Annotated in this window: 16 protein-coding genes and 2 pseudogenes; 15 read left to right on the top strand and 3 right to left on the bottom strand. The window is 43.4% G+C overall.

Annotation, left to right across the window (positions count from 1 at the left end):
- The first annotated feature begins 99 nt into the window (after positions 1-99).
- The 11 genes from NSS94_RS12865 to NSS94_RS12815 all read left to right on the top strand — a co-directional run bounded on the left by NSS94_RS12865 (position 100) and on the right by NSS94_RS12815 (position 12,208).
- Positions 100-1,128, top strand: a complete 1,029-nt coding sequence (locus NSS94_RS12865; protein ID WP_029517482.1) for a LacI family DNA-binding transcriptional regulator — start codon at positions 100-102, stop codon at positions 1,126-1,128.
- Complete coding sequence (gene rbsK / locus NSS94_RS12860) at positions 1,121-1,999, top strand: ribokinase (RefSeq protein ID WP_069011915.1); 879 nt, start codon at positions 1,121-1,123, stop codon at positions 1,997-1,999. The genes NSS94_RS12865 and rbsK overlap by 8 nt, the downstream gene beginning before the upstream one ends.
- Position 2,000: 1 nt before the next feature.
- Entirely contained in the window at positions 2,001-2,435 is a 435-nt protein-coding gene (gene rbsD, locus NSS94_RS12855; RefSeq protein WP_069011762.1) for a D-ribose pyranase, read from the top strand.
- A 30-nt stretch (positions 2,436-2,465) separates the two neighbouring features.
- A complete protein-coding gene (locus tag NSS94_RS12850) occupies positions 2,466-3,947 on the top strand; it encodes a sugar ABC transporter ATP-binding protein (protein WP_069011764.1) in 1,482 nt (493 codons plus the stop codon).
- A gap of 1 nt (position 3,948) precedes the next feature.
- Positions 3,949-4,917, top strand: a complete 969-nt coding sequence (locus NSS94_RS12845) for an ABC transporter permease subunit (protein ID WP_318627311.1) — start codon at positions 3,949-3,951, stop codon at positions 4,915-4,917.
- Positions 4,918-4,951: 34 nt separating this feature from the next.
- Entirely contained in the window at positions 4,952-5,872 is a 921-nt protein-coding gene (rbsB, locus tag NSS94_RS12840) for a ribose ABC transporter substrate-binding protein RbsB (protein WP_318627312.1), read from the top strand.
- A gap of 220 nt (positions 5,873-6,092) precedes the next feature.
- Positions 6,093-7,100, top strand: a complete 1,008-nt coding sequence (locus tag NSS94_RS12835; RefSeq protein WP_341039406.1) for an ABC transporter substrate-binding protein — start codon at positions 6,093-6,095, stop codon at positions 7,098-7,100.
- A gap of 37 nt (positions 7,101-7,137) precedes the next feature.
- Positions 7,138-8,853, top strand: a complete 1,716-nt coding sequence (locus tag NSS94_RS12830; RefSeq protein WP_322252712.1) for an ABC transporter ATP-binding protein — start codon at positions 7,138-7,140, stop codon at positions 8,851-8,853.
- Positions 8,854-8,890: 37 nt separating this feature from the next.
- Positions 8,891-9,871 carry an ABC transporter substrate-binding protein gene (locus NSS94_RS12825; protein ID WP_322252711.1) on the top strand — a complete coding sequence of 327 codons (981 nt, stop codon included), beginning with the start codon at positions 8,891-8,893 and terminating at the stop codon, positions 9,869-9,871.
- A gap of 224 nt (positions 9,872-10,095) precedes the next feature.
- The gene (locus NSS94_RS12820; RefSeq protein ID WP_322252710.1) at positions 10,096-11,160 is read left to right on the top strand and encodes a FecCD family ABC transporter permease; all 1,065 of its coding nucleotides are present in this window, start codon (positions 10,096-10,098) and stop codon (positions 11,158-11,160) included.
- Between the two features lies 1 nt (position 11,161).
- Positions 11,162-12,208, top strand: a complete 1,047-nt coding sequence (locus NSS94_RS12815; RefSeq protein WP_069011774.1) for a FecCD family ABC transporter permease — start codon at positions 11,162-11,164, stop codon at positions 12,206-12,208.
- A 116-nt stretch (positions 12,209-12,324) separates the two neighbouring features.
- Here NSS94_RS12815 and NSS94_RS12810 read toward each other — a convergent pair whose 3' ends face one another.
- The gene (locus NSS94_RS12810) at positions 12,325-12,492 is read right to left on the bottom strand and encodes a hypothetical protein (protein WP_007432475.1); all 168 of its coding nucleotides are present in this window, start codon (positions 12,490-12,492) and stop codon (positions 12,325-12,327) included.
- 298 nt (positions 12,493-12,790) lie between these two features.
- On the opposite strand from NSS94_RS12810, the pseudogene NSS94_RS12805 reads away from it, so the two are divergent.
- Together NSS94_RS12805 and NSS94_RS12800 are read left to right on the top strand one after the other, a co-directional pair.
- Positions 12,791-12,913, top strand: a pseudogene (locus tag NSS94_RS12805) (type I methionyl aminopeptidase); the annotation flags it as partial.
- 302 nt (positions 12,914-13,215) lie between these two features.
- Positions 13,216-14,172, top strand: coding sequence for a tyrosine-type recombinase/integrase (locus tag NSS94_RS12800; RefSeq protein ID WP_029517491.1), 957 nt, complete (start codon positions 13,216-13,218; stop codon positions 14,170-14,172).
- A 952-nt stretch (positions 14,173-15,124) separates the two neighbouring features.
- Here the strand turns inward: NSS94_RS12800 and NSS94_RS12795 are convergent.
- Complete coding sequence (locus tag NSS94_RS12795) at positions 15,125-17,086, bottom strand: endonuclease MutS2 (RefSeq protein WP_029517493.1); 1,962 nt, start codon at positions 17,084-17,086, stop codon at positions 15,125-15,127.
- A 613-nt stretch (positions 17,087-17,699) separates the two neighbouring features.
- Between NSS94_RS12795 and NSS94_RS12790 the strand changes: the two are divergent.
- Positions 17,700-17,918: pseudogene (locus tag NSS94_RS12790) on the top strand (ABC transporter ATP-binding protein); the annotation flags it as partial.
- Between the two features lie 83 nt (positions 17,919-18,001).
- Here NSS94_RS12790 and NSS94_RS12785 read toward each other — a convergent pair.
- Entirely contained in the window at positions 18,002-19,219 is a 1,218-nt protein-coding gene (locus tag NSS94_RS12785) for an MFS transporter (RefSeq protein WP_322252707.1), read from the bottom strand.
- Positions 19,220-19,608: 389 nt separating this feature from the next.
- Between NSS94_RS12785 and NSS94_RS12780 the strand changes: the two genes are divergently transcribed.
- On the top strand, positions 19,609-20,712 hold the full coding sequence (locus NSS94_RS12780; protein ID WP_069011777.1) for a DUF3900 domain-containing protein: 1,104 nt from the start codon (positions 19,609-19,611) through the stop codon (positions 20,710-20,712).
- Positions 20,713-20,821: the final 109 nt, after the last annotated feature.

Below are 20,821 nucleotides of genomic sequence, written 5' to 3'. Positions count from 1 at the left end.
TAAAGGATTTAACGTGCAAATAATTAATGCTTGTCAAAAAATTAATGCTGTGATATTTTATATGTGTAACCGGTTACACATTGGAGTTGAACCTACACTATGACAACAATTAAAGAAGTCGCCAGCTTTGCAGGGGTTTCCGTAGCAACCGTTTCCAGAGTTATCAATGAAACTGGATATGTGCATGAGGATACACGGCGAAAGGTTGAGGCTGCTGTGAAGCAGTTAAATTACAAGCCTAATGAAGTTGCACGTTCTTTGTATAAAAAGAAATCTAGATTAATCGGTCTTTTGCTGCCGGATATTACGAACCCTTACTTTCCCTTGTTAGCTCGTGGGGTGGAGGATCGAATGCAGGAAAATGACTTTCGGATTATTTTCGGTAATAGTGATGAAGATCGCCAAAAAGAATTGGATTACATGGATACTTTTGTTCAAAATAATGTCGTTGGTGTTATTTCTTCTACCAATGATCCCGATGCCGATTGTTACGCCAAACTGAAGATCCCGGTCGTTTTTCTCGATCGAACTTCCAGTGACAGCCTCTCCGTATATGCAGATGGAGCCCATGGCGGTTGCTTGGCTGCTCAAGAAATGGTTGCACGCGGCAGCAAGCAAATTACAGTCATGCAGGGCCCTGCACATATTCGTCCAGCACAAGATCGTTTTCGCGGGGCGGTTGAAGAGCTTCAGCAATCCGGAATTGCTTACCATGTGGTCGAGACAACGTCCTTTTCGTTCAAGGAGGCCGAGTCGTGGGCCAAAGAGCTGTTTAGCAAGTATCCCGATACGGACGGAGTTATCGCAAGTAATGATATCGTGGCTACAGCGGTGATGCATGAGGCACATAGATTAGGAAAGAAAATCCCGGATGATGTTCAAATTATCGGGTTTGATGATATACCATTAAGTAGTTTGTTATTCCCGCCTTTGTCAACGATCCGACAGCCTGCTTATGAAATGGGCTGGGAAGCAGCAGGACTACTCATTCAGTTGATTGAGCAGTCGCAAGTAACGAAGTCAAGTGTACCTAATCTTCATTCGAAAGTACTTACCTATTCAAGCATACAATTGCCCGTCAAATTTATAGAACGGGATACAACGAGAAGGGTGGATAATGATGGCTAAAATTTCGATTATCGGAAGCAGTTCTATGGATCTCGTAGTTACTTCGTCCAAACGTCCCGGTGCTGGTGAAACGGTATTGGGTGAAAGCTTCACAACCGTACCTGGAGGTAAAGGAGCCAATCAGGCAGTAGCCGCAGCACGACTCGGAGCCGACGTTACGATGATTGGACGAGTAGGGGATGATCATTTTGGGAAGCAGATTTTACGTAATTTTGAAGAAAATCATGTTCATACCGATTATGTGAAACCGGTTACACATATGGAAAGCGGTACAGCGCATATTATACTAGCTGAAGGCGATAACAGTATTGTCGTGGTAAAAGCAGCGAATAATGAAGTGACACCCGCCTATGTGGAAGAAGCGCTTGACGTCATCCGAAGTTCGGATATTGTGCTAATTCAACAGGAAATACCAACAGAAACGGTTGTTTACGTAAGCGAGATTTGTGCGAAATACCAGATACCCTTGTTGCTGAATCCAGCCCCGGCTCGTGAAGTGGAGGAAAGCGTAATTGCGAATGCGACCTACATTACGCCTAATGAGCATGAAGCTGCCATTATGTTTAAGGATTTAAGTCTTCAAGAAGCGCTGCGCAAATATCCCAACAAGCTGTTTGTGACTGAGGGCAGCAACGGTGTACGGTTCTTCGACGGAGAACAGGAAGTCGTGGTTCCTACTTATAAAGTAGAAGCTATTGATACGACAGGTGCAGGAGATACGTTTAACGCTGCTTTTGCAGTGGCTTTAGCTGAAGGAAATTCGCTGGCAGACAGTGTGAAATTTGCTAATCGTGCTGCGTCATTATCCGTTACCAAATTTGGAGCCCAAGGTGGAATGCCAACCCGTCGTGAAGTGGAGGAGCAAATATAATATGAAGAAACATGGAATCCTAAACAGTCATATATCCAAAATACTGTCGGATCTCGGCCACACTGACTATATTGTCGTGGCTGATGCTGGCTTACCTGTTCCTGAAGGCGTTACCAAAATTGATTTGGCCCTTAAACTGGGTGTTCCATCCTTTCAGGACGTCGTTGATGTCATTGCAGCAGATATGGTGATCGAAAAAGTAACGCTGGCCGAAGAAATCAAACAAGAAAATGAACAAGCATTACAGTATATTATGCACAACTTTGCAGGGGACCAATTAGAACAGCCACAGATTAGTAAGCAGGTTGCCGTCATTGAGTTTTGCTCTCATGAACAATTCAAGGAGCTGACCCGTTATGCAAAGGCGATCATTCGTACAGGAGAGGCTAAACCGTATGCCAATTGTATTTTGCAGGCAGGAGTTCATTTTGGATAAATCAATGTTGAATAAAAAGGAGGGTACAGCATGCAGATTCAAATGAAAGGAATTCACAAAGCCTTTGGAACCAATCAGGTACTGAGTGGTGTTCACTTTGATCTTCGTGAAGGAGAAGTACATGCCCTCATGGGTGAAAATGGTGCAGGCAAATCAACGCTGATGAATATTCTAATCGGACTGCATCGGCGAGATGAGGGAACGATCATCATTGACGGCCAGGAAACCTATTTTGCTGACCCCAAAGAAGCGGAGCAAAAAGGAATTGCTTTTATTCATCAGGAACTGAATGTGTGGCCGGAGATGACTGTGCTGGAAAATCTGTTTATCGGCAAGGAAATGACATCCAAGTGGGGCTTACTAGATAGCTCCAAAATGAAAGCGCTAGCAAATGAACAATTCAGCAAGCTTTCGGTAAACCTTCCATTGAACGGTGAAGCAGGCGAGTGTTCAGTGGGTCAACAGCAGATGATTGAAATTGCCAAAGCACTCATGACAGATGCTAAAGTTATCGTGATGGATGAGCCGACAGCCGCCTTAACCGAACGGGAAATTCAGAAGCTATTCGAGGTTATTACTTCCTTGAAAAAAGTTGGTGTTTCGATTGTGTATATTTCACATCGGATGGAGGAAATATTCGCGATCTGTGATCGGATTACCATCATGCGTGATGGGAAAACGGTGGATACTCAGGCGATTCCCGATACGAATTTTGATGAGGTTGTACGGAAAATGGTAGGTAGAGAGCTGACTGAACGCTACCCGGTAAGAACGCCTGCTTTGGGAGAAGTGGTGCTGGAGGTCAAAAATGCTTCGCATAAAGGGTTGTTTGAAAATGTGAATTTCACTGTACGATCTGGGGAAATTGTAGGTTTTTCAGGCTTGATGGGCTCGGGACGGACCGAGATCATGCGTGCGTTATTTGGACTGGATGCTTTGGATCGTGGTGAGATTCATGTGCGTGGAAAAAAGGTGTCTATTCGTAAACCGGATGATGCAGTGAAACTAGGGATTGGCTTCATTACAGAAGACCGAAAAGATGAGGGTTTGGTGCTGGATTTTTCTATCCGGGAAAATATGGTACTGCCGAATCTGTTCAGTTTTACTTCAAAAGGATTTATTTCAGGTAAAAAAGAGGTAGATTTTGTTAACACTTTAATTAAGCGCTTACAAATCAAAACCCAATCGGGCGAAACAACGGTTCGCAGTTTGTCAGGTGGTAACCAGCAAAAGGTGGTTATTGCCAAATGGGTAGGTATTGGTCCGAATGTACTCATTCTTGACGAACCGACGAGAGGTGTGGATGTGGGAGCCAAGCGGGAAATCTACCAGTTAATGAACGAGCTGACCGAACGTGGAGTCGCGATTATTATGGTATCCTCGGAACTCCCTGAGGTACTCGGCATGAGCGATCGTATTGTCGTGGTGCACGAGGGAAAGATCAGCGGAGAGCTGAGCAGGGAAGAAGCTACACAAGAAAATATTATGACGCTAGCTACAGGAGGACAGTAATATGACAACTATGAATGAATCAAAAAGCAGCAAAGGCTTTCAAATGTCACAAATCACACAGAAGCTTGGCCCATTGTTGGGGCTCATTATTTTGGTAATCATTGTATCGGTCTTAAATCCCAGCTTTTTGGAACCGCTTAATATTTTGAATTTATTGCGCCAGGTATCCATTAATGCGTTGATTGCGTTCGGTATGACCTTCGTAATTCTCACAGGCGGAATTGATTTATCAGTCGGCTCCATATTAGCACTATCCAGTGCGTTTGTCGCAAATATGATGCTGGCCGGGTTCGATCCTATTTTGGCGATTATCATCGGTTGTGCATTGGGTGGCGTGATGGGGATGGTCAACGGCTTGATGATTACGAAAGGTAAAATGGCTCCGTTTATCGCTACACTAGCAACCATGACTATTTTCAGAGGATTGACACTCGTTTATACCAACGGTAACCCTATTACAGGACTCGGAGACAGTCTGGTATTTCAATTGTTCGGACGTGGCTATCAGTTCGGTATTCCGGTTCCAGCGATTACGATGCTCATTACCTTTGCTGTTCTATGGATCATTTTGCATAAAACACCATTCGGACGCAAAACGTATGCCATTGGTGGTAACGAGAAGGCTTCAATTATATCTGGTATTAAAGTACCGCGTGTAAAAATCTGGATTTATTCTCTGGCTGGAATGCTTTCCGCGTTGGCGGGAGCTATCTTGACTTCCCGTTTAAACTCGGCGCAACCTACAGCAGGTACTTCTTATGAATTGGACGCCATTGCGGCTGTCGTATTAGGTGGAACAAGCCTCTCGGGAGGACGCGGACGAATCGTAGGTACATTAATTGGTGTGCTTATCATCGGTACGCTAAACAATGGCTTGAACTTACTGGGGGTTAACTCTTTTTATCAAATGGTGGTAAAAGGGATCGTCATCGCTATTGCTGTATTGATTGACCGTAAAAAATCCGCATAATACACCTAATCTGCGTAGAAGGAGACACATAAATATGAAAAAGCTTACATTAATCATGACTGCCTTGCTGCTCCTGCTCATGACAGGGTGTTCCTTGGAACCGCCCGAATGGGCGAAACCTAAAGCGGCCGCGAACCTGAAGGACATCAAAATCGGCTTATCGATCTCAACGCTGAATAATCCATTCTTCGTCTCTCTCAAAGACGGAGTTGTGACAGAGGCCAAAAAACGAGGAATGCAGGTTATTGTTGTGGATGCACAAAATGATTCGGCGAAACAAAGTAATGACGTGGATGATCTGATTCAACAGGGAGTAAACGCGTTACTTATAAATCCGACAGATTCGTCGGCCATCTCCACAGTGGTACAATCAGCGAATGCATTGAACATCCCGGTTATTACACTGGATCGTTCTGCTGACAAAGGTGATGTAAAAGCACTCGTCGCTTCAGACAACGTAGAGGGAGGACGAATGGCTGCCAGATATGTGATTGATCAAGTTGGAAAAGGTGCCAAGGTGATTGAGCTGGAAGGTGTCCCAGGAGCATCAGCTACCCGTGAACGCGGAAAAGGATTTCATGAAGTAGCAGATAAGGATCTGAAAGTTATAGCTAAACAATCGGCCGATTTTGATCGGACCAAAGGTTTGAACGTGATGGAAAATCTGCTGCAAGGCAACCCGGACGTTCAGGCAGTATTTGCCCACAATGATGAAATGGCGTTGGGTGCGATCGAAGCAATCCAAAGCTCAGGTAAGAACATTCCAGTCATCGGTTTTGACGGTAACGAGGATGCGCTTAAATCAATTAAGGAAGGGAAACTGACAGCCACCGTAGCTCAGCAACCCGAGCTTATTGGTCAATTGGCGGTGCAGGCAGCCAAGGATGTACTTCAAGGTAAAACCGTGAAAACATCCATTCCCGCTAAGCTGGAGTTAGTGGATCAATCGAAATAAAAAGGACGCTTGACCTAACATATTAAGCTATTCGGACTGATGCTGTAATGCGCATCAGTTCTTTTTTTTGGCTATTCTACGATGACGATACATACACATAAATGGAAGTTTTTTATTTTTGTATTGTAAGAAGAGACGGTAAAAGATAGAATAACAATTATATGATAATGAGAATCACTATCATAATATGAATTGTATATATCTAAGGAGGATGTATATTGTGCAACAAAGGTACAGATTAAAATGGGAATCCACGCTTTGTCTTGTGGTTCTTTTGATGGTTGTATTGAGTGCATGTGGAAACGCAGTTAGCAACAACCAGACAAACGACAAGACCAGCACTAATGATCCTTCCGGACAATCCAAAACGGTTGTCATGCGCGAATATACTGATGCTACTGGTAATAAGATCAGTATCCCTGCAAATCCACAGCGAGTTGTCACGACTCAATATTTGGATGCGATGCTAACTTTAGGTGTTAAGCCTGTAGGGGCTGCTTCTCATGTGTTAGAAGACGACTATTTAAAAGGAAAAATTGACGGGATTGGTGATATTGGGAACCCGACGAATGTTGAAAAGGTACTGGAGCTACAACCTGATCTGATCATAGCAACAGAAGATACCCCTCCAGAAGTGAAAGAGCAGCTGAAGAAAATTGCTCCTACCGTAGCCGTATCGTTTGGAGATGGGGATGTATTTAAGCAACTGCGGGATGTCGCAGCTGTGCTGGGTAAGGACAAGGAAGCCGAGCAGTGGATCGCTAGTTTCAACAAAAAGGCTGAAGAAGGTCGAAAGAAGCTGGCTGGAAAATTCAAAAATGATGAAACGGTCACCATTTATATGACCTACGGTAAGGATGTGCTCAGAGTATATGGGGCGCGAAATGTAGGACATGTCATTTACCGTTCACTGGAATTGAATCCTCCTGAATACATACGCCAGAAGCTGGCGAAGGACCCGAGATTTAATTATGTTTATGATGTTATTTCAATGGAAAAGCTGCCTGAATTGTCAGGAGACCGAATTATTATGCTGGTTTATGATGAAGCGAGCAAGGACGGAATGCTTAAGCAAATTGAGCAAAGTGCACTTTGGAGAAATCTCCCGGCTGTCAAGAACCACAAGGTGTATTTCATCAAAGCCGATCCGTGGTTTACGTACTCACCGCTAGCCGTTGACCAATCGCTGGATGAGGCCGTTAAAATGTTTTCCGTTGATCCGAAGTGATCAGTTCAATTGAAATTAGAAAGGAGAAGTCATGACTATGCTTAGACGATTTTTTGAATACTACCGTCCTTACCGGACTTTGTTCATCATTGATTTCTCTTGTGCCTTGCTGGCAGCACTGCTGGAGTTAGCTTTTCCGCTTGCAGTCAACCGGGTGGTCGATGATTTGCTACCCAGTGGGAACTGGAAATGGATTTTATATGCCTGTCTAGCTCTACTCGGTATTTATGTCATAAGTGCTGCGCTGAATTACGTAGTTACCTATTGGGGGCACAAGCTGGGTATTAACATCGAATCGGACATGCGTAAAAAGCTATTTGATCGGGTACAAAAGCAATCTTTTCGCTTTTTTGACAATAACAAAACAGGGCATCTCGTTTCCCGTATGACCAATGACCTGATGGATATTGGGGAAATTGCCCACCACGGACCCGAAGATTTGTTCATCGCGTTGATGACACTTGGGGGAGCCTTTGGTATCATGCTCAGCATTAACTGGAAGCTGGCTGTACTGACTTTCATCATTGTACCCCTCATGATTTACTTGTCTCTTTATTTCAGCCGTAAAATGTCTGCTGCTTTCCATCGTATGTTTTCTGATATTGCGGATTATAACGCTCGCATTGAAAATAATGTCAGCGGGATTCGCGTTGTTCAAGCGTTCTCCAACGAAGCACATGAAATGGAACGTTTTGCTGAGAATAATGGACGTTTTCGTAAAACGAAGCTGATCGCGTACCGGATTATGGCCTGGAATTCCTCGATTAGTTTTATACTAATGAAGCTGGTTTCATTGTTTGTGCTTGTGTGTGGAACATGGTTTGTTATCGAAGGACAGATGACCTACGGGGAATTTATCGCATTTGTGATGCTGTCTAATGTATTCCTGGGGCCAATTAAACAAATTAATTCTGTCATCGAAACGTATCCGAAAGGGATTGCCGGCTTCCGACGGTACCTGGATTTGCTGGAAAGTGAATCGGATGTAGAAGATCTGCCTGGGGCCAAGGCGGTTAGCCATCTTAATGGAGATATTCAATTTGCAGGTGTAACGTTTGGTTACGAAAACAAAGATAAGGTATTACGCAAAGTAGACCTATCTATCCATGCAGGTGAAACCGTAGCACTTGTAGGTCCTTCAGGAGCAGGTAAAACGACACTTTGCAGTTTGTTGCCTCGCTTCTATGATGTCGAGGAAGGTAGCATTACCATTGATGGGATGGATATCCGTGAAATGAAGCTGGATTCGCTGCGATCCATGATTGGTATCGTACAGCAGGATGTATTTCTCTTTGATGGAACGATTCGTGAAAATATTGCTTACGGTAAGCTTGATGCTTCGGAAGAAGAAATTTGGGATGCTGCTCGTCGAGCTCAGATTGAAGACCTTGTTCGCTCATATCCGGATGGTCTGGATACAATGATCGGTGAGCGAGGTGTAAAGCTCTCCGGTGGTCAAAAGCAACGTTTGTCTATTGCCCGGATGTTCCTTAAAAATCCGCCTATTCTCATTTTAGATGAAGCGACATCAGCATTGGATACAGAGACAGAAGCCGCGATTCAGCAGGCGCTGACAGAGCTTTCCCAAGGTCGCACGACACTCGTTATCGCCCATCGTCTGGCAACAATCAAAAATGCTGACCGCATTATCGTAGTTGCAGATCAAGGAATTGCCGAGCAAGGCAGACATGAAGAGTTATTGGCAGTAAAAGGAGCGTATAGTCGCCTGCACCAAGCTCAATATGGAACGTAAATAGGCCGATATGACACCGTAAATAGAGAGAGGAAGATTGGGCTTGACAAAGAAAATGTGGATTGTGATGATGCTTCTGTCAGTCATTTTAGTTCTTACCGCCTGTAGTGGAAACGTGAAGCAACCGGATGAAAAGCAGAATCAAACTTCTAGTGAACAAAAGTCAGAGGAAATGAAAACAGTCAAAACGATTCATGGAGATATTAAGATTCCGGTTCACCCTCAGCGGATTGTAGTAGATATGTACCAGAATGATTTACTAGCACTAGGGATTAAACCTGTGGGAAGTGTTAAATATTATCTGGATAATCCGTTTTCGAAGGAGCTTGTGCAGGGCATTGCAAGCATTGGAGATCGCGGCAGCGTATCCATTGAAACAGTATTGACTCTGGAGCCTGACTTGATTCTAATTGGTTCCAAAGATGCTTCTGAATATGAAAAATATAGTAAAATTGCTCCGACCATCGTCATTCCTTATGGAACGTATAAAAATGTGCATGAGGAACTGACAGCTTTTGGTGAGCTACTTGGAAAAGAACAGGAAGCCAAAACATGGCTTGCCCAATACGATCAGCGGATGCAGGCTGCACGTGACAAGCTAAAGGGTATTATTCAGCCTGAGGATACGTTCACCGTAATGGAAGCTTCGGATAAAGAATACTATGTATATGGTGATAATTTTGGCAGAGGAGGACAGGCCGTATACAGAGGACTCAATTTGACACCTCCGCCGCTTGTCCAAAAAGAATTATTAGGTGAGACTCAATGGAAGTCGGTGTCAAAAGAAGTCATTAATCAATATGCAGGCTCTTATATCTTTCTGACGGTTAACAAGGATTTGAGGGGTTACAAAGGAGACAGCATATGGAAATCACTGAATGCGGTCCGGCAAGGTAAGGTTTTTGAGCTTCAGGAGGATCGATATTGGTACTTCGACCCGATTGCCATTGTAGGACAAGCTGAGGAAATCGCAGATATGATCGTCCAGCGGAATAAAGAGAACGCCGCACAGAAGTAGTCGTTTCGGTGTTGTTCGCAGCCCTTTGGTATTTATGCCGAAGGGCTTTATTTTTTCACAATAGGGTAGAGCATTAGGCACTCCTCGAAATTTGCTATTGAAGCTATTGCCACATTAATTTACAATAGTAAAGATTGCGTGATAATAATTCTCATTATCAACATCATCTTCAACACAGTTCGTGATAGCTACATACTATTCAACAGTAAGGGTGAACAATAGTTATGAAATTATCAGAATCATCAGATGGCCCCGCTCAAAGTAAACATAACCAGTCGCCGACTCAATTCCACTCGCGACCTTGGGCGGCTACGCTTATCCTGACAGTTGGGCTTGGAATTTTAGCGTTCGGTATCGCGCTATCCCTATCTTTTGGTGCAGCCTCTATTAGGCTAGAAGAGGTATGGAACGCTGTTTTTCATTTTAAACCCGAGTTGCAAAACCATCAAATTATTTGGGAAATCCGTCTACCTCGAATTCTGGGTGGGGTTTTAATCGGTGTTTGCTTTGCCGTTGCAGGTGCAATTATGCAAGGAATGACTCGAAATCCACTTGCTGACTCGGGCTTGCTTGGACTGAACTCGGGAGCCAGCTTGGCGATGGCGATTTGCTTTGCACTTTTTCCGGGTTCTTCTTTTTTACAATTAATGTTGTATTCCTTCGTTGGTGCAGCTCTGGCTGTTGTGATGGTATATGGTACAAGTTCTATATCCAAATCAGGTCTCACGCCAGTTCGTCTTGTATTGGCGGGTGCAGCTGTCACGGCATTGCTGTCTGCCTTAGGAGATGCGATCAGTTTGTACTTTAATGTTGGACAGGATTTGGCTTTTTGGTATGCCGGAGGGCTTAGTGGAACCAAGTGGGTTCAGCTCGGTATAGTTTTGCCTTGGGTTGTGGCAGCTTTTATCGGCGCTCTCATGTTGTCGCGCTCCATTACGCTGCTTAGTCTGGGAGACGAAATTGCATTGAGTCTTGGTCAGCGAACTGGGGTGGTAAAGGTAGTCGGGATGATTCTTGTTCTGATTCTGGCGGGTGCAGCGGTGTCATTGGTTGGCTCTATAGGTTTTGTGGGATTGATTATTCCCCATATAACCCGCAAGCTGGTTGGCGTCGATTATCGCTGGATTATTCCGTGCTCGGCCATTATGGGAGCTTTACTCATTGTGTTTGCCGACCTGGCAGCCCGTATGATTAATGCGCCTGAGGAGACACCAGTGGGTGTACTTATTGCCTTAATTGGGGTTCCGTTCTTCCTTTATCTGGCACGTAAGGAAAGGAGGGCACTGTAAAATGAATAACGTTACGAATGGGGCTATTGCCAAAGCTAGTCATCGTAAAAAAATCCATGATTGGATGGTTGTTGTCATTCTGCTCATATTGCTCATTGCTGCGTTCACCATAAGTGCAAATACGGGAACCATCCGACTTTCGCCAATGGAGCTATTTAGAACCTTGTTTGGGCAAGGGACTCCACAGCAGGAATTAATCCTATTTGAATTCCGATTGCCACGAATGGTTATTTCCCTTCTAATCGGTGCAGGCCTCGCTGTTTCTGGCTGCATTATGCAGGGAGTTTCGCGTAACGGTCTAGCGGACCCTGGTATTCTGGGGATTAATGCGGGCGCCGGGCTGATGGTCATGCTGTTTGTATTGCTTTTTCCATCTATGCAAACTACGAATTCATTGTTTTTACTTCCCGCTCTTGCGCTGATTGGATCAGGAGCAGCTGCTATTCTGATCTACGCGCTTTCTTACAAGAAAGGCGAAGGAATTTCCCCAACAAGGCTACTGCTGAGCGGGATTGGTGTAGCGGCGGGTATCAGTGCTGCGATGATCATTATGACTCTTAAGCTGACACCTGAAAGCTACACGTTTGTAGCTAATTGGTTAGCAGGAAGCATCTGGGGCTCAAACTGGAAATTCGTAATGGCTCTGTTGCCTTGGCTGATTGTATTACTTCCTTTTGTATACTACAAAGCAAATGTGATGAATGTGCTTAATCTGGGGGATCAGACCGCATCGGGGTTGGGTACACCTATCGAAAAGGAACGTATTCTCCTTCTGGCTGCTGCGGTTGGATTGGCCAGTTCTAGTGTTTCGGTTAGTGGCGGTATCGGCTTTGTCGGTTTGGTGGCTCCACATTTGGCGAGAAAGCTGGTGGGCCCGAAGCATAAAATGTTGCTGGTAACCTGTGCTTTAGTCGGAGCACTCCTGGTACTTGTAGCGGATACGATCACACGATCTTTACCTTTACAGAAAGAAATTCCGACAGGTTTGATTGTAGCCATTCTTGGTGCGCCATACTTCTTATATCTGCTGAGTCGCTCCAAAGGGTAACATCCGAAAGAGTACTACCTGTCAATTAAAGGCTACACACAACAAATAACCTTCAACACCACTAAGGAGAAGTGGGGCTGAAGGTTATTTTTTCATTTGATTAGCAGCCTTTCATCTCAACGGGAAGTATTCAAGGCATGAGAGGTTTGATGCAGCTCTCTGATCATTTTATGCAACGTGTAATTTTCCTGACGTGTCACGCCGTGTTGATTTTCCTGAACCAGCAATTGATGGATGTTTCGTTTTAGAATTTCACTTCGACGTTCCAGCATTTCGGTACTCATAAATAAATGAACACTCCCTTTGTCATGAATAAACCTACATTTTTGAAATGAGCATAGGTCGAATATAAGGTTGCCTTTCGACTTCTTTAAGTATATCGTGCTGAATGATCAAGGGAAAACGGAGCTAGACTGCAAATTACTTTTTCTCATCATCCATGCCGTGTCGACAGCGACTCACCCCATGAGTTCTTAGATATACTTCCTGATGCTGGCGATAACAAGGGATTAGGGGCAATTAACTTAATGTATATAATTTGACTGTCTCATGTTTTCTGATTTAAAGGCTATCATGGGGAGTTGGGGTTCTTGTGTGGAACATGACGGTTGGACAGCTCGAATAATAGATCATTCGATTTGTGTTCAATATGAACATACAGTTGCGATTACAGAGGATGGTCCTCAAATTCTGACACTGCTATAAAGTAGTAGTGCCTTTCTGGTTACTGGCGAACAAAATTATAACGAATAAGAATCGCATAAATGCGGTTCTTTTTTAATGCTAAAGCTTTCGCTCGGATGCTAAACAAGAGGAAAAACGCTCTATTTGCCCTTGAAAAGCGTTTAAAAAACAGCGTATAATATAAATTATACGCTGTTTAGGTTTAAAACGACTTTTGGAATCTCTCCTGCGTAAGATGTCGATTGAATTGTCGATAAAAATAAGACGAAAATGATCGTTTTACAGTATATTTCGGAATATGAACTGAATTGGAGGCGAGCGGGATGAAAAAAGAGTTGCGACATGTGGAGCTCGATACAACAGAAGAAATTGATGAAATATATACTGAGGAGCTGGAAGCTTTTTTGATTTGGATGAAGGATGCTGGATATACGATACATACGCAAAAAAATTATATAGGGGATGTGAAGCAGTTTTTACGCACGTTGCGTGATAAACCACTCGATCAGGTGAAGAAGATTCATGTTATGTCGTATTTGTCTAAAGCGCGGGAAGGAGGCGCCGGAGATAGTACGCGGAACCGGAAGCATGCAGCGGTGAACAGTTTTTTTAAAGCGCTACAGGAATTTGAGTTATGCAGCACAAATCCGGCAGCGGGAATTAAAAAAGCAAAGACTGAAAAGAATCGTATGCCCGTCTATCTGGATGAAAAGGATATTCATCCGTTTTTGCTTGCGGTGGAAGGGAAATATGCAAATCGTAATATGGCAATTTTTCTGCTGATGGTCTACATGGGATTGCGGGTGGGGGAGGTTCACTCATTGAATGTCTCGGATTACAGTCGAGAAAGACGTACCTTAGATGTGTTCGGTAAAGGACGTAAGTGGCGTACTCTCCCGGTACCGGAAGCCGTGTGTGATTTTGTGGAGCATGCGTTGGAGGAAAGATTGACGCCGTGGAGAGGTAAAGAGGATGCGATGTTTGTATCCCAAAAAGGTCGCCGTCTGGCAGTGCGCACTATTCAACAGATCGCTACAGAAACGTTCGAAAGATTCCAGCAAGATAAGAGTATAGAACGCCGGGAGGCTTATTCCAGCCATAAGCTGAGACATACATTTGCGACAATGCTATTGCGTAAGGGAGCAGATCTGCGTACCGTACAGGAGCTGCTAGGGCATTCATCCATTCAGACAACCACAGTATACACACATGTCACTGATCGGGAAAAAGAAAAAGCAATGGATAAGCTGGATATTCAGATACCAATATCAGGATTATAAGTACAGCGTGAAAGTTGAGATTAAATGAAAATGAGTTTACATAATAATAATTATGTAAACTCATTGGGCAGAATTACATCCTGACTTGAAAATCACATCAACGTCATTAGGTCATTACAATCATGAACGTAGTATTCTTTTTCATAGCGTTAGTCTTGTTTTTGATTGATTTGTTCCAAATGATGCCGCAAATGCTGAATATAATCGTCAACTAGCCACTGTAATGTTTCGGTGGAGTGGTCATCTTTTTGAAATCTTTTCTTAGAATCGAATGATGTACATGAGTTTAAAACATTTATGATTTGCTTATTCAATAGTTTCCATAGATGTATGACATCCACGTAAGAGAACACTTCCTGATACTGATTAGCTGCCACCCATTCATTTTGCGCATACGATTCAATTTTGATAGGGGATGTTGAATGCTTAATCATGATAAATCTTCGATGATTCTCGCCAGTTCTTCAACAGCATTCTTCAATAGACTAGCCTCCTTATTTTAATGATCGTCTTATGATTAGCATTAGAATAATTCAAAATAAGCTGGAAAGCAATGGTGAATTAAAGGTTAGTATGATATTGCCTTGACGAAAGCTAACACAAATTTATTTAAAGAAATAAATTTGAACCTGGTACTATGGTAGTTAATTTAAATGAGGACGTTCTCATGAAAGAAGAACATCCCTATCAATTTTTTGAATCCTACAAATCTAAGCATAAGATGCCTTTGTATCCTAACGTTAGAATGATAACAAAAGTGATTATTCGATGAGTGCCGGATTGAGTAATACAAATAAGAGGGAAACCGTTTAGTTTACATAATATATATTATGTTTTTCGTTGTGGTAGAATCTGCAAGTGGATCGCTCTTGTTAAGTGCCCGCTTGCAGATTCAAGTTTCACTGACAATATAAAAATAGCTTATTTTTCAGTTGAGAATATACCGGTGCGTCTATATTTCATTTTCTGGGGGAGATTCGATCATCACTCCTTCGACATGCTTGCGTCTCAGCAGTTTCCGTTTTTTGCGGTTTTCCTTGGTTTCTAAAACAATATCCAGATCATAGTCGTCAGGATACAGTTCAGTAGCAGCGATGTGAAGGACGAGCCTCTTTTTGTTAATGCTCAGTTTTTGTCCTTGGATCAAAATTCCGACATTCCCCCGTTCATCCTCGGTTTTGTATACAATTCCAGTTCGATCCAGGTAGCCTACATAAACACTATCACCAAGGGCAAATGGCTTGGTTTTGAGAGGAAGTTCTTGTTTCCTCTGTTTTGTGGCTGTATCGTCAAAAGCCGCTTTTTTAGGAAGAGACTTATTTGCATCATCAGACATTTCATCATCAACACAAGGGGGAATAACAAACGATTCCTGTGTATTTTGAGATGCTCTGCCCGCAGAAATGGCCTCGGAACGCTCGATAATACGTGTCCACATGCCCAGCTTCAGGGCAATTGCATATGCGTAGCTTTCTCCGGCCTCTCCAATGCGAAGTCGGTACAAAGGCTGTAGCGTTTCGGTATCAAACTCCATACGAGCATTCTGAAATCCCGGTGTATTTTCAGCAAAATGCTTAATTTCGCTAAAGTGCGTTGTAGCCACTACTGTCGCCCGGCGACGATGGAATTCTTCTAGCAACGCGATAGAGAGACCTACTCCTTCTCCCGGATCGGTACCGGATGCCATTTCATCAATCAGGATCAGAGTAGAGTTGCCTGTTGTCTCTAATATGCTAATCATGTTGCGGATGTGTGCAGAAAAGGTGCTCAAAGCATGTTCAATGCTTTGTCCATCCCCGATGTCTACCACAATTTCCTCGAATACAGCCATTCGGCTGCCATGCAAAACAGGTACCAGTAGCCCCGATTGCACCATTAGTGTTAAAAGACCGACGCTTTTGAGGGCCATCGTTTTTCCGCCTGTGTTCGGTCCGGTGATGATGAGTGAGGAATATCCTTCGCCAATTGAGAAATCAAGCGGCACCATGGTATGGGACATCAACGGGTGACGTGCACCTTGGATGTCTATAATCCCGTTAAGGTTAAGTTCGACAGGGATAGCATCCAGAGTCATGGCGTATTTGGCTTTTGCCAATAAAAAATCCAATACACCTACTGTCTCTGTATTGATGCTTAGTTCCCGGTTGTATGACTCAGCCATTGCCGTCAGGTCTCCCAGCACTTTCATTTCTTCTTTTGATTCTTCTGCCATGTTCGCGCTCTGATCGAATTGCAGATTCGTAATCTCGGCAGGTTCAACGTAAACCGTTTGACCACTTCCTGATTCATCCAGTACATTACCTTTCACTTGTTTACGGAATTCTTTTTTGATTGGAAGCACGTAACGGCCATTGCGCTGACTAATCATATTTTCTTGCATAATGGATCGGTGACGGCTGGTGAGAGAGTCAAGTTTTCTCTTGATACGTTCTTCAGTAACCGCAATTTTTTTGCGAATTTTAGCTAGTTCTTTACTGGCCATATCCGTCACACGTCCCGAATGAATACATCTTTCGATTTCGGATAAAAGTGGCTCCATGCTATACATGGAAGATGCATAAGCGCTGACGGTTGGAGCAGCGTCCGCCTTGGAATGCATATATTTTATCAGTTGAATACAGCTTCGAATGAATTGAGCCATATGAGAAAAATCACGCTCGCTGAACATATACCCGGTTCCGAGCAGTTGAAGAATGTGCTCCATACCTTCCAACGAAGGAACAGGAACGCTTGCTCCGTGGCGAATGATCTGTAACGCTTCGTTCGTTTCGTCAAGACGAATCTTAATGGTACGGATATCAGTAATTGGCCGCATAGTAGCAGCGTGACGCTTACCCAGGTAAGAAAAAGCACATTCAGAAACTCTTGTTTTAATTTGATCATATTCCAAACGCAGCATTGTAGTTTCGTTCATGAATAAATCTCTCCTTTGGTTGTGTGGTGTAAGGATTTAGAAAACCTTGCTGTTAAAATAAAAAAGGGCGGAGAATGAACAAAACGTTCATTCTCCGCCCTTAAGGAAAGAGGGAATTTATCTTCAAATAAGCCTGTTATTCAACTTTTGTAGTTCCGAGTTACGTTTTTCCAATTCATTCACGCAATAGTTCTTTGCTAAGCTATTGGGATCGTGAAAGGAAGACGTTTAAAGGGAAGTTACAAAATCTGAAAACAAAAAAACCGCGCTGAACACAGCACGGAATAGGGCCTAGATGAAGATAATCCCGAAGGCGATCTATGATATCCGCATGTTCTTAACTAATATCAGGGTAACAACACAGCAACAAACAAACCTGTCCCCGAAGGGTACAAGCGCCTGATGATACTCCCTGAATATGCAATTGCTTAGTTAAGAACGTTCACCGACATCAAAATCTCTCCCTTAATTGAAGATATAACCATACTATACGATTGGACAGGCGTTGAAGTCAAGTCCTACTTCTTTAATACGCTACAATGGTGATCATTATATTAACATAACATATATTATGTAAACTCGATATCTAATAAAGTTTTGTTATCTATTAAATGATAATGAGAAGGATATTCAACAGGCTATTAACCGCCTTGTCCAAGGTGGAACGGTCATTGCTATTGCTCATCGCCTCAAAACGATACGAAACGCGGACCGTATTGTAGTATTGGACAAAGGAATGGCCGTAGGGCAGGGACAACATGATGAGCTGTTGGATGATAACGGCCTGGATGCACGATTGTGGAAAAGACAGCATGAAGGAAGAGAGTCATAATCCGTCTGAAATTATGATACAAACATTAAGAAACCGCCCCGGAGGATGGCATATCACCTCTCCAGGGGCGGTTTCTTGTGCTGCTATTCAGAATCATCGGCTATGACAGCTTGTACAGGCCGCCTGTCACGAAGCAATGGTAACAACAGCGTCGCTCCGACCAAAAACAAGCCGGCGCTCACGGTATATACGGTGTTCAGGGAGGATTCGTGTTTGAGTGTTCCGCCAATACTCATACCGACGACCATCATCCCGGAGAACAGGGGAGAGAGGGCACCACCGACGCGGCCGATAAAAGCAGCTTCGGCGTTTTTCATCATCATTGTGTTGATACCGATATGAATGCAAGGATAAAATAGGCCGCTGAAAACTTGTAGTGCCATGGTCAGCACAATATTGTGCGACCATCCGACTCCAAAGGTTGTCAGTGTGCTGACCAAAAGTCCGACCACCAGCAGTAATTGCGGCTGTACTTTTTTGGCAACCCCCATAATCAGACCGCCTCCCACCAGCATAGCCGCTCCGTTCGCCATTAATGGCCATTGCAGGAATTCCTTGTTTTGTCCAAGGTTCTCGATGGCGATAAAAACCATTAATGGTTGAATAAGTCCGACCGCTAGCCCAATTACGGTGAATGTTCCCCCAAGCGTGCGAAGTGTGCGGTTATTCCATACATAACGTATTCCTTCTTTAAGCTCTTGAATGAAATGAGGGGGTTGATCATCTATCTCAAGTGCTTGTTCATCTTGTGGAATACGAGTCAGGACAAGCGCCGAGATGAGAAACAATATTCCGGTTATAGACATTGAAATGAAAATTCCAAAGTGTTGATAAATAAATGTACCGATAACGGGGCCGATAACCATAAATAATGCCATGAGAGATTGAAAAAGGGCCATCACTCCCTGAAGCTGTTCTGGTGCTACATGCTGCTTAAATATCTTCATCGCAGACGGCTGAGAAAATTGAGATAGAATGGCCGAAAAGAAAGTGGACAGCAAAAGCACCTGCCATGACCCGTACCATAATGCCAACAAGACAATAAAAATAGAGGCAGCGGACAGCAAATCGCAACTAATCATGGTCCGTTTGGGCCGCCAACGGTCCGCGAATGTTCCTCCAATGATAGCGAACAGAAAAATAGGCATGAATTCAGCAACTGAAATGAGCGACACGTATACGGGATCATTATGAGTCAAATCTGTTACATACAACAGTATGGCAAAGTTGCGCACCCAAATGCCCAAATTTAGCAGCGCATTGGAGGCGATTATGGTCCTTATATATGGATTATTAAACAACTACAAACTCTCCTTTCCTTTTCCAGGGTACAAGATCCTTGAGATGTCATTTTAAATAAACAAAAAATATTTTTGTCTATGTAATAATAGATAATATAATAAATTAACTACTATTTAGTCAAATGTTTTTTGAATCATGAAGAAAGTAGAGCATAGAAAATAAAGAGGTCAATGATCGTTAAGAACGTGAAATAGAATAGTAGTAAAAGTACTCACTTTAAACTTGTGAATTAGGAATGATATCTAATCGAAAAATTAATTTACATAATAAATATTATGTTAACTAAAAATATTTATCTTAATAATAGGCGGCTGAATCCGATGTACCTTTTAAAATCATAGTGATATAATTACGCGTACATGCCTGAAAAGGAGCGAATGGAACGTAAATGAACTTTCAAGTGGATTTTTTATCTTTTTTTGTAATTCAGGTAGATGGAAAAGAAGGACAGGGTGGTAAGTCCTATAAGCATTACGCTACGATGGACGACTACGATTATGACGAAAGCGATGTTAAAAAATTTCTGGACGGGGAATTTACTCGTATTAGCAAGCGGAAGGTTGAAAAAAATCCCAGCACAGAGCAGGCACCGACCAAAATCGGCCGCTTTATCGTCGAACCGGAGCATGAATTGAGCAGTAATCCGAATTTTAATATGTTCGCCCGACTGCGGGCAGCAGAGGATAAGGAAGATTTTAAAAATGCTTGTGACGATCTGGTGCGGATGTATCTGGATACGAGCGCAGTACGCGGCGGAGCGCTGATCATTGTACAGGCAACCTTGAATACACACTCGGATGATCCGTTTATTTTTGTGCTTAAATGTGATTTCGAGCCTAAAATTGCCAGAATTACTGAAAGCAGTCTGGTGAGTGAGGTCGAAATGGCTATTTCTGCCCGTAATATGAAATCCATCATGTATCCTTACATGCTTGAGGAGGGGATGAACGATGAGTGGGAGCTTAAAATTCACCAGTCTTCGCATGCCCGGTATTTTGAAGATTTTTTGAAATTCGTGACCTATGAGCAATCCATGCCGGAAATCGTCAATGAGCATGTCATGGGCTTCGTTCAGAATTACGTAGAAACCAAGTGGCCGGATGCATCTAATGAGGAAAGACAGCAGGAAGAGCGCGATCTGGAATTGTGGGCGGCGAGCGAAAAGCGGGATCTGCAAGGGAAATGGGAACCCCTTCAAGTCGTAGAGGCTGCACAGCATATTGTCGAGCTGAAACCAGAGATTGAAGTGCGTTTCAAACTAGATGATACGGCCGTGCGTGGGCTACTGTCCGACTTTGGCGCCAAGCTGCATATCACGAAACTTCATGATCGATATGCACTTATTATTGAAGGTGACGCATTTACGTTTGAAAAGGGATTTTCACCGATTGAGCTGCTTCAACCTGAATCGTTTGAAACGGTGGCTGAGCGGCTAAAAGAGAAACGCCAGCATGAAAATGAGTATGTGGATGGCGATACGCCACCTTGGTAATTTGAATGCATAACAGGACGACAAACTGAACTTTTACATTATAACGACTAAAAAACTGGCCTCTCAACGGATATTACCGCTGTGGAGGCCAGTTTTGTTTAGCTTTTAT

It is taken from the genome of Paenibacillus sp. FSL L8-0644 (genome assembly GCF_038008165.1).
GTDB classification, from domain to species: domain Bacteria; phylum Bacillota; class Bacilli; order Paenibacillales; family Paenibacillaceae; genus Paenibacillus; species Paenibacillus polymyxa_D.
The sequence above is the reverse complement of the archived record's forward strand: the minus strand, read 5'-3'. Positions and strand labels throughout refer to the sequence as shown.

What these genes read in the sequence shown, in the direction of transcription:
- NSS94_RS12820 (WP_322252710.1), top strand. Translation starts at nt 10,096, where the DNA reads ATGAAATTATCAGAATCATCAGATGGCCCCGCTCAAAGTAAACATAAC.
- rbsD (WP_069011762.1), top strand. Translation starts at nt 2,001, where the DNA reads ATGAAGAAACATGGAATCCTAAACAGTCATATATCCAAAATACTGTCG.
- NSS94_RS12795 (WP_029517493.1), bottom strand. Translation starts at nt 17,086, where the DNA reads ATGAACGAAACTACAATGCTGCGTTTGGAATATGATCAAATTAAAACA.
- NSS94_RS12810 (WP_007432475.1), bottom strand. Translation starts at nt 12,492, where the DNA reads ATGAGTACCGAAATGCTGGAACGTCGAAGTGAAATTCTAAAACGAAAC.
- rbsB (WP_318627312.1), top strand. Translation starts at nt 4,952, where the DNA reads ATGAAAAAGCTTACATTAATCATGACTGCCTTGCTGCTCCTGCTCATG.
- NSS94_RS12850 (WP_069011764.1), top strand. Translation starts at nt 2,466, where the DNA reads ATGCAGATTCAAATGAAAGGAATTCACAAAGCCTTTGGAACCAATCAG.
- rbsK (WP_069011915.1), top strand. Translation starts at nt 1,121, where the DNA reads ATGGCTAAAATTTCGATTATCGGAAGCAGTTCTATGGATCTCGTAGTT.
- NSS94_RS12865 (WP_029517482.1), top strand. Translation starts at nt 100, where the DNA reads ATGACAACAATTAAAGAAGTCGCCAGCTTTGCAGGGGTTTCCGTAGCA.
- NSS94_RS12800 (WP_029517491.1), top strand. Translation starts at nt 13,216, where the DNA reads ATGAAAAAAGAGTTGCGACATGTGGAGCTCGATACAACAGAAGAAATT.
- NSS94_RS12845 (WP_318627311.1), top strand. Translation starts at nt 3,949, where the DNA reads ATGACAACTATGAATGAATCAAAAAGCAGCAAAGGCTTTCAAATGTCA.
- NSS94_RS12780 (WP_069011777.1), top strand. Translation starts at nt 19,609, where the DNA reads ATGAACTTTCAAGTGGATTTTTTATCTTTTTTTGTAATTCAGGTAGAT.
- NSS94_RS12830 (WP_322252712.1), top strand. Translation starts at nt 7,138, where the DNA reads ATGCTTAGACGATTTTTTGAATACTACCGTCCTTACCGGACTTTGTTC.
- NSS94_RS12815 (WP_069011774.1), top strand. Translation starts at nt 11,162, where the DNA reads ATGAATAACGTTACGAATGGGGCTATTGCCAAAGCTAGTCATCGTAAA.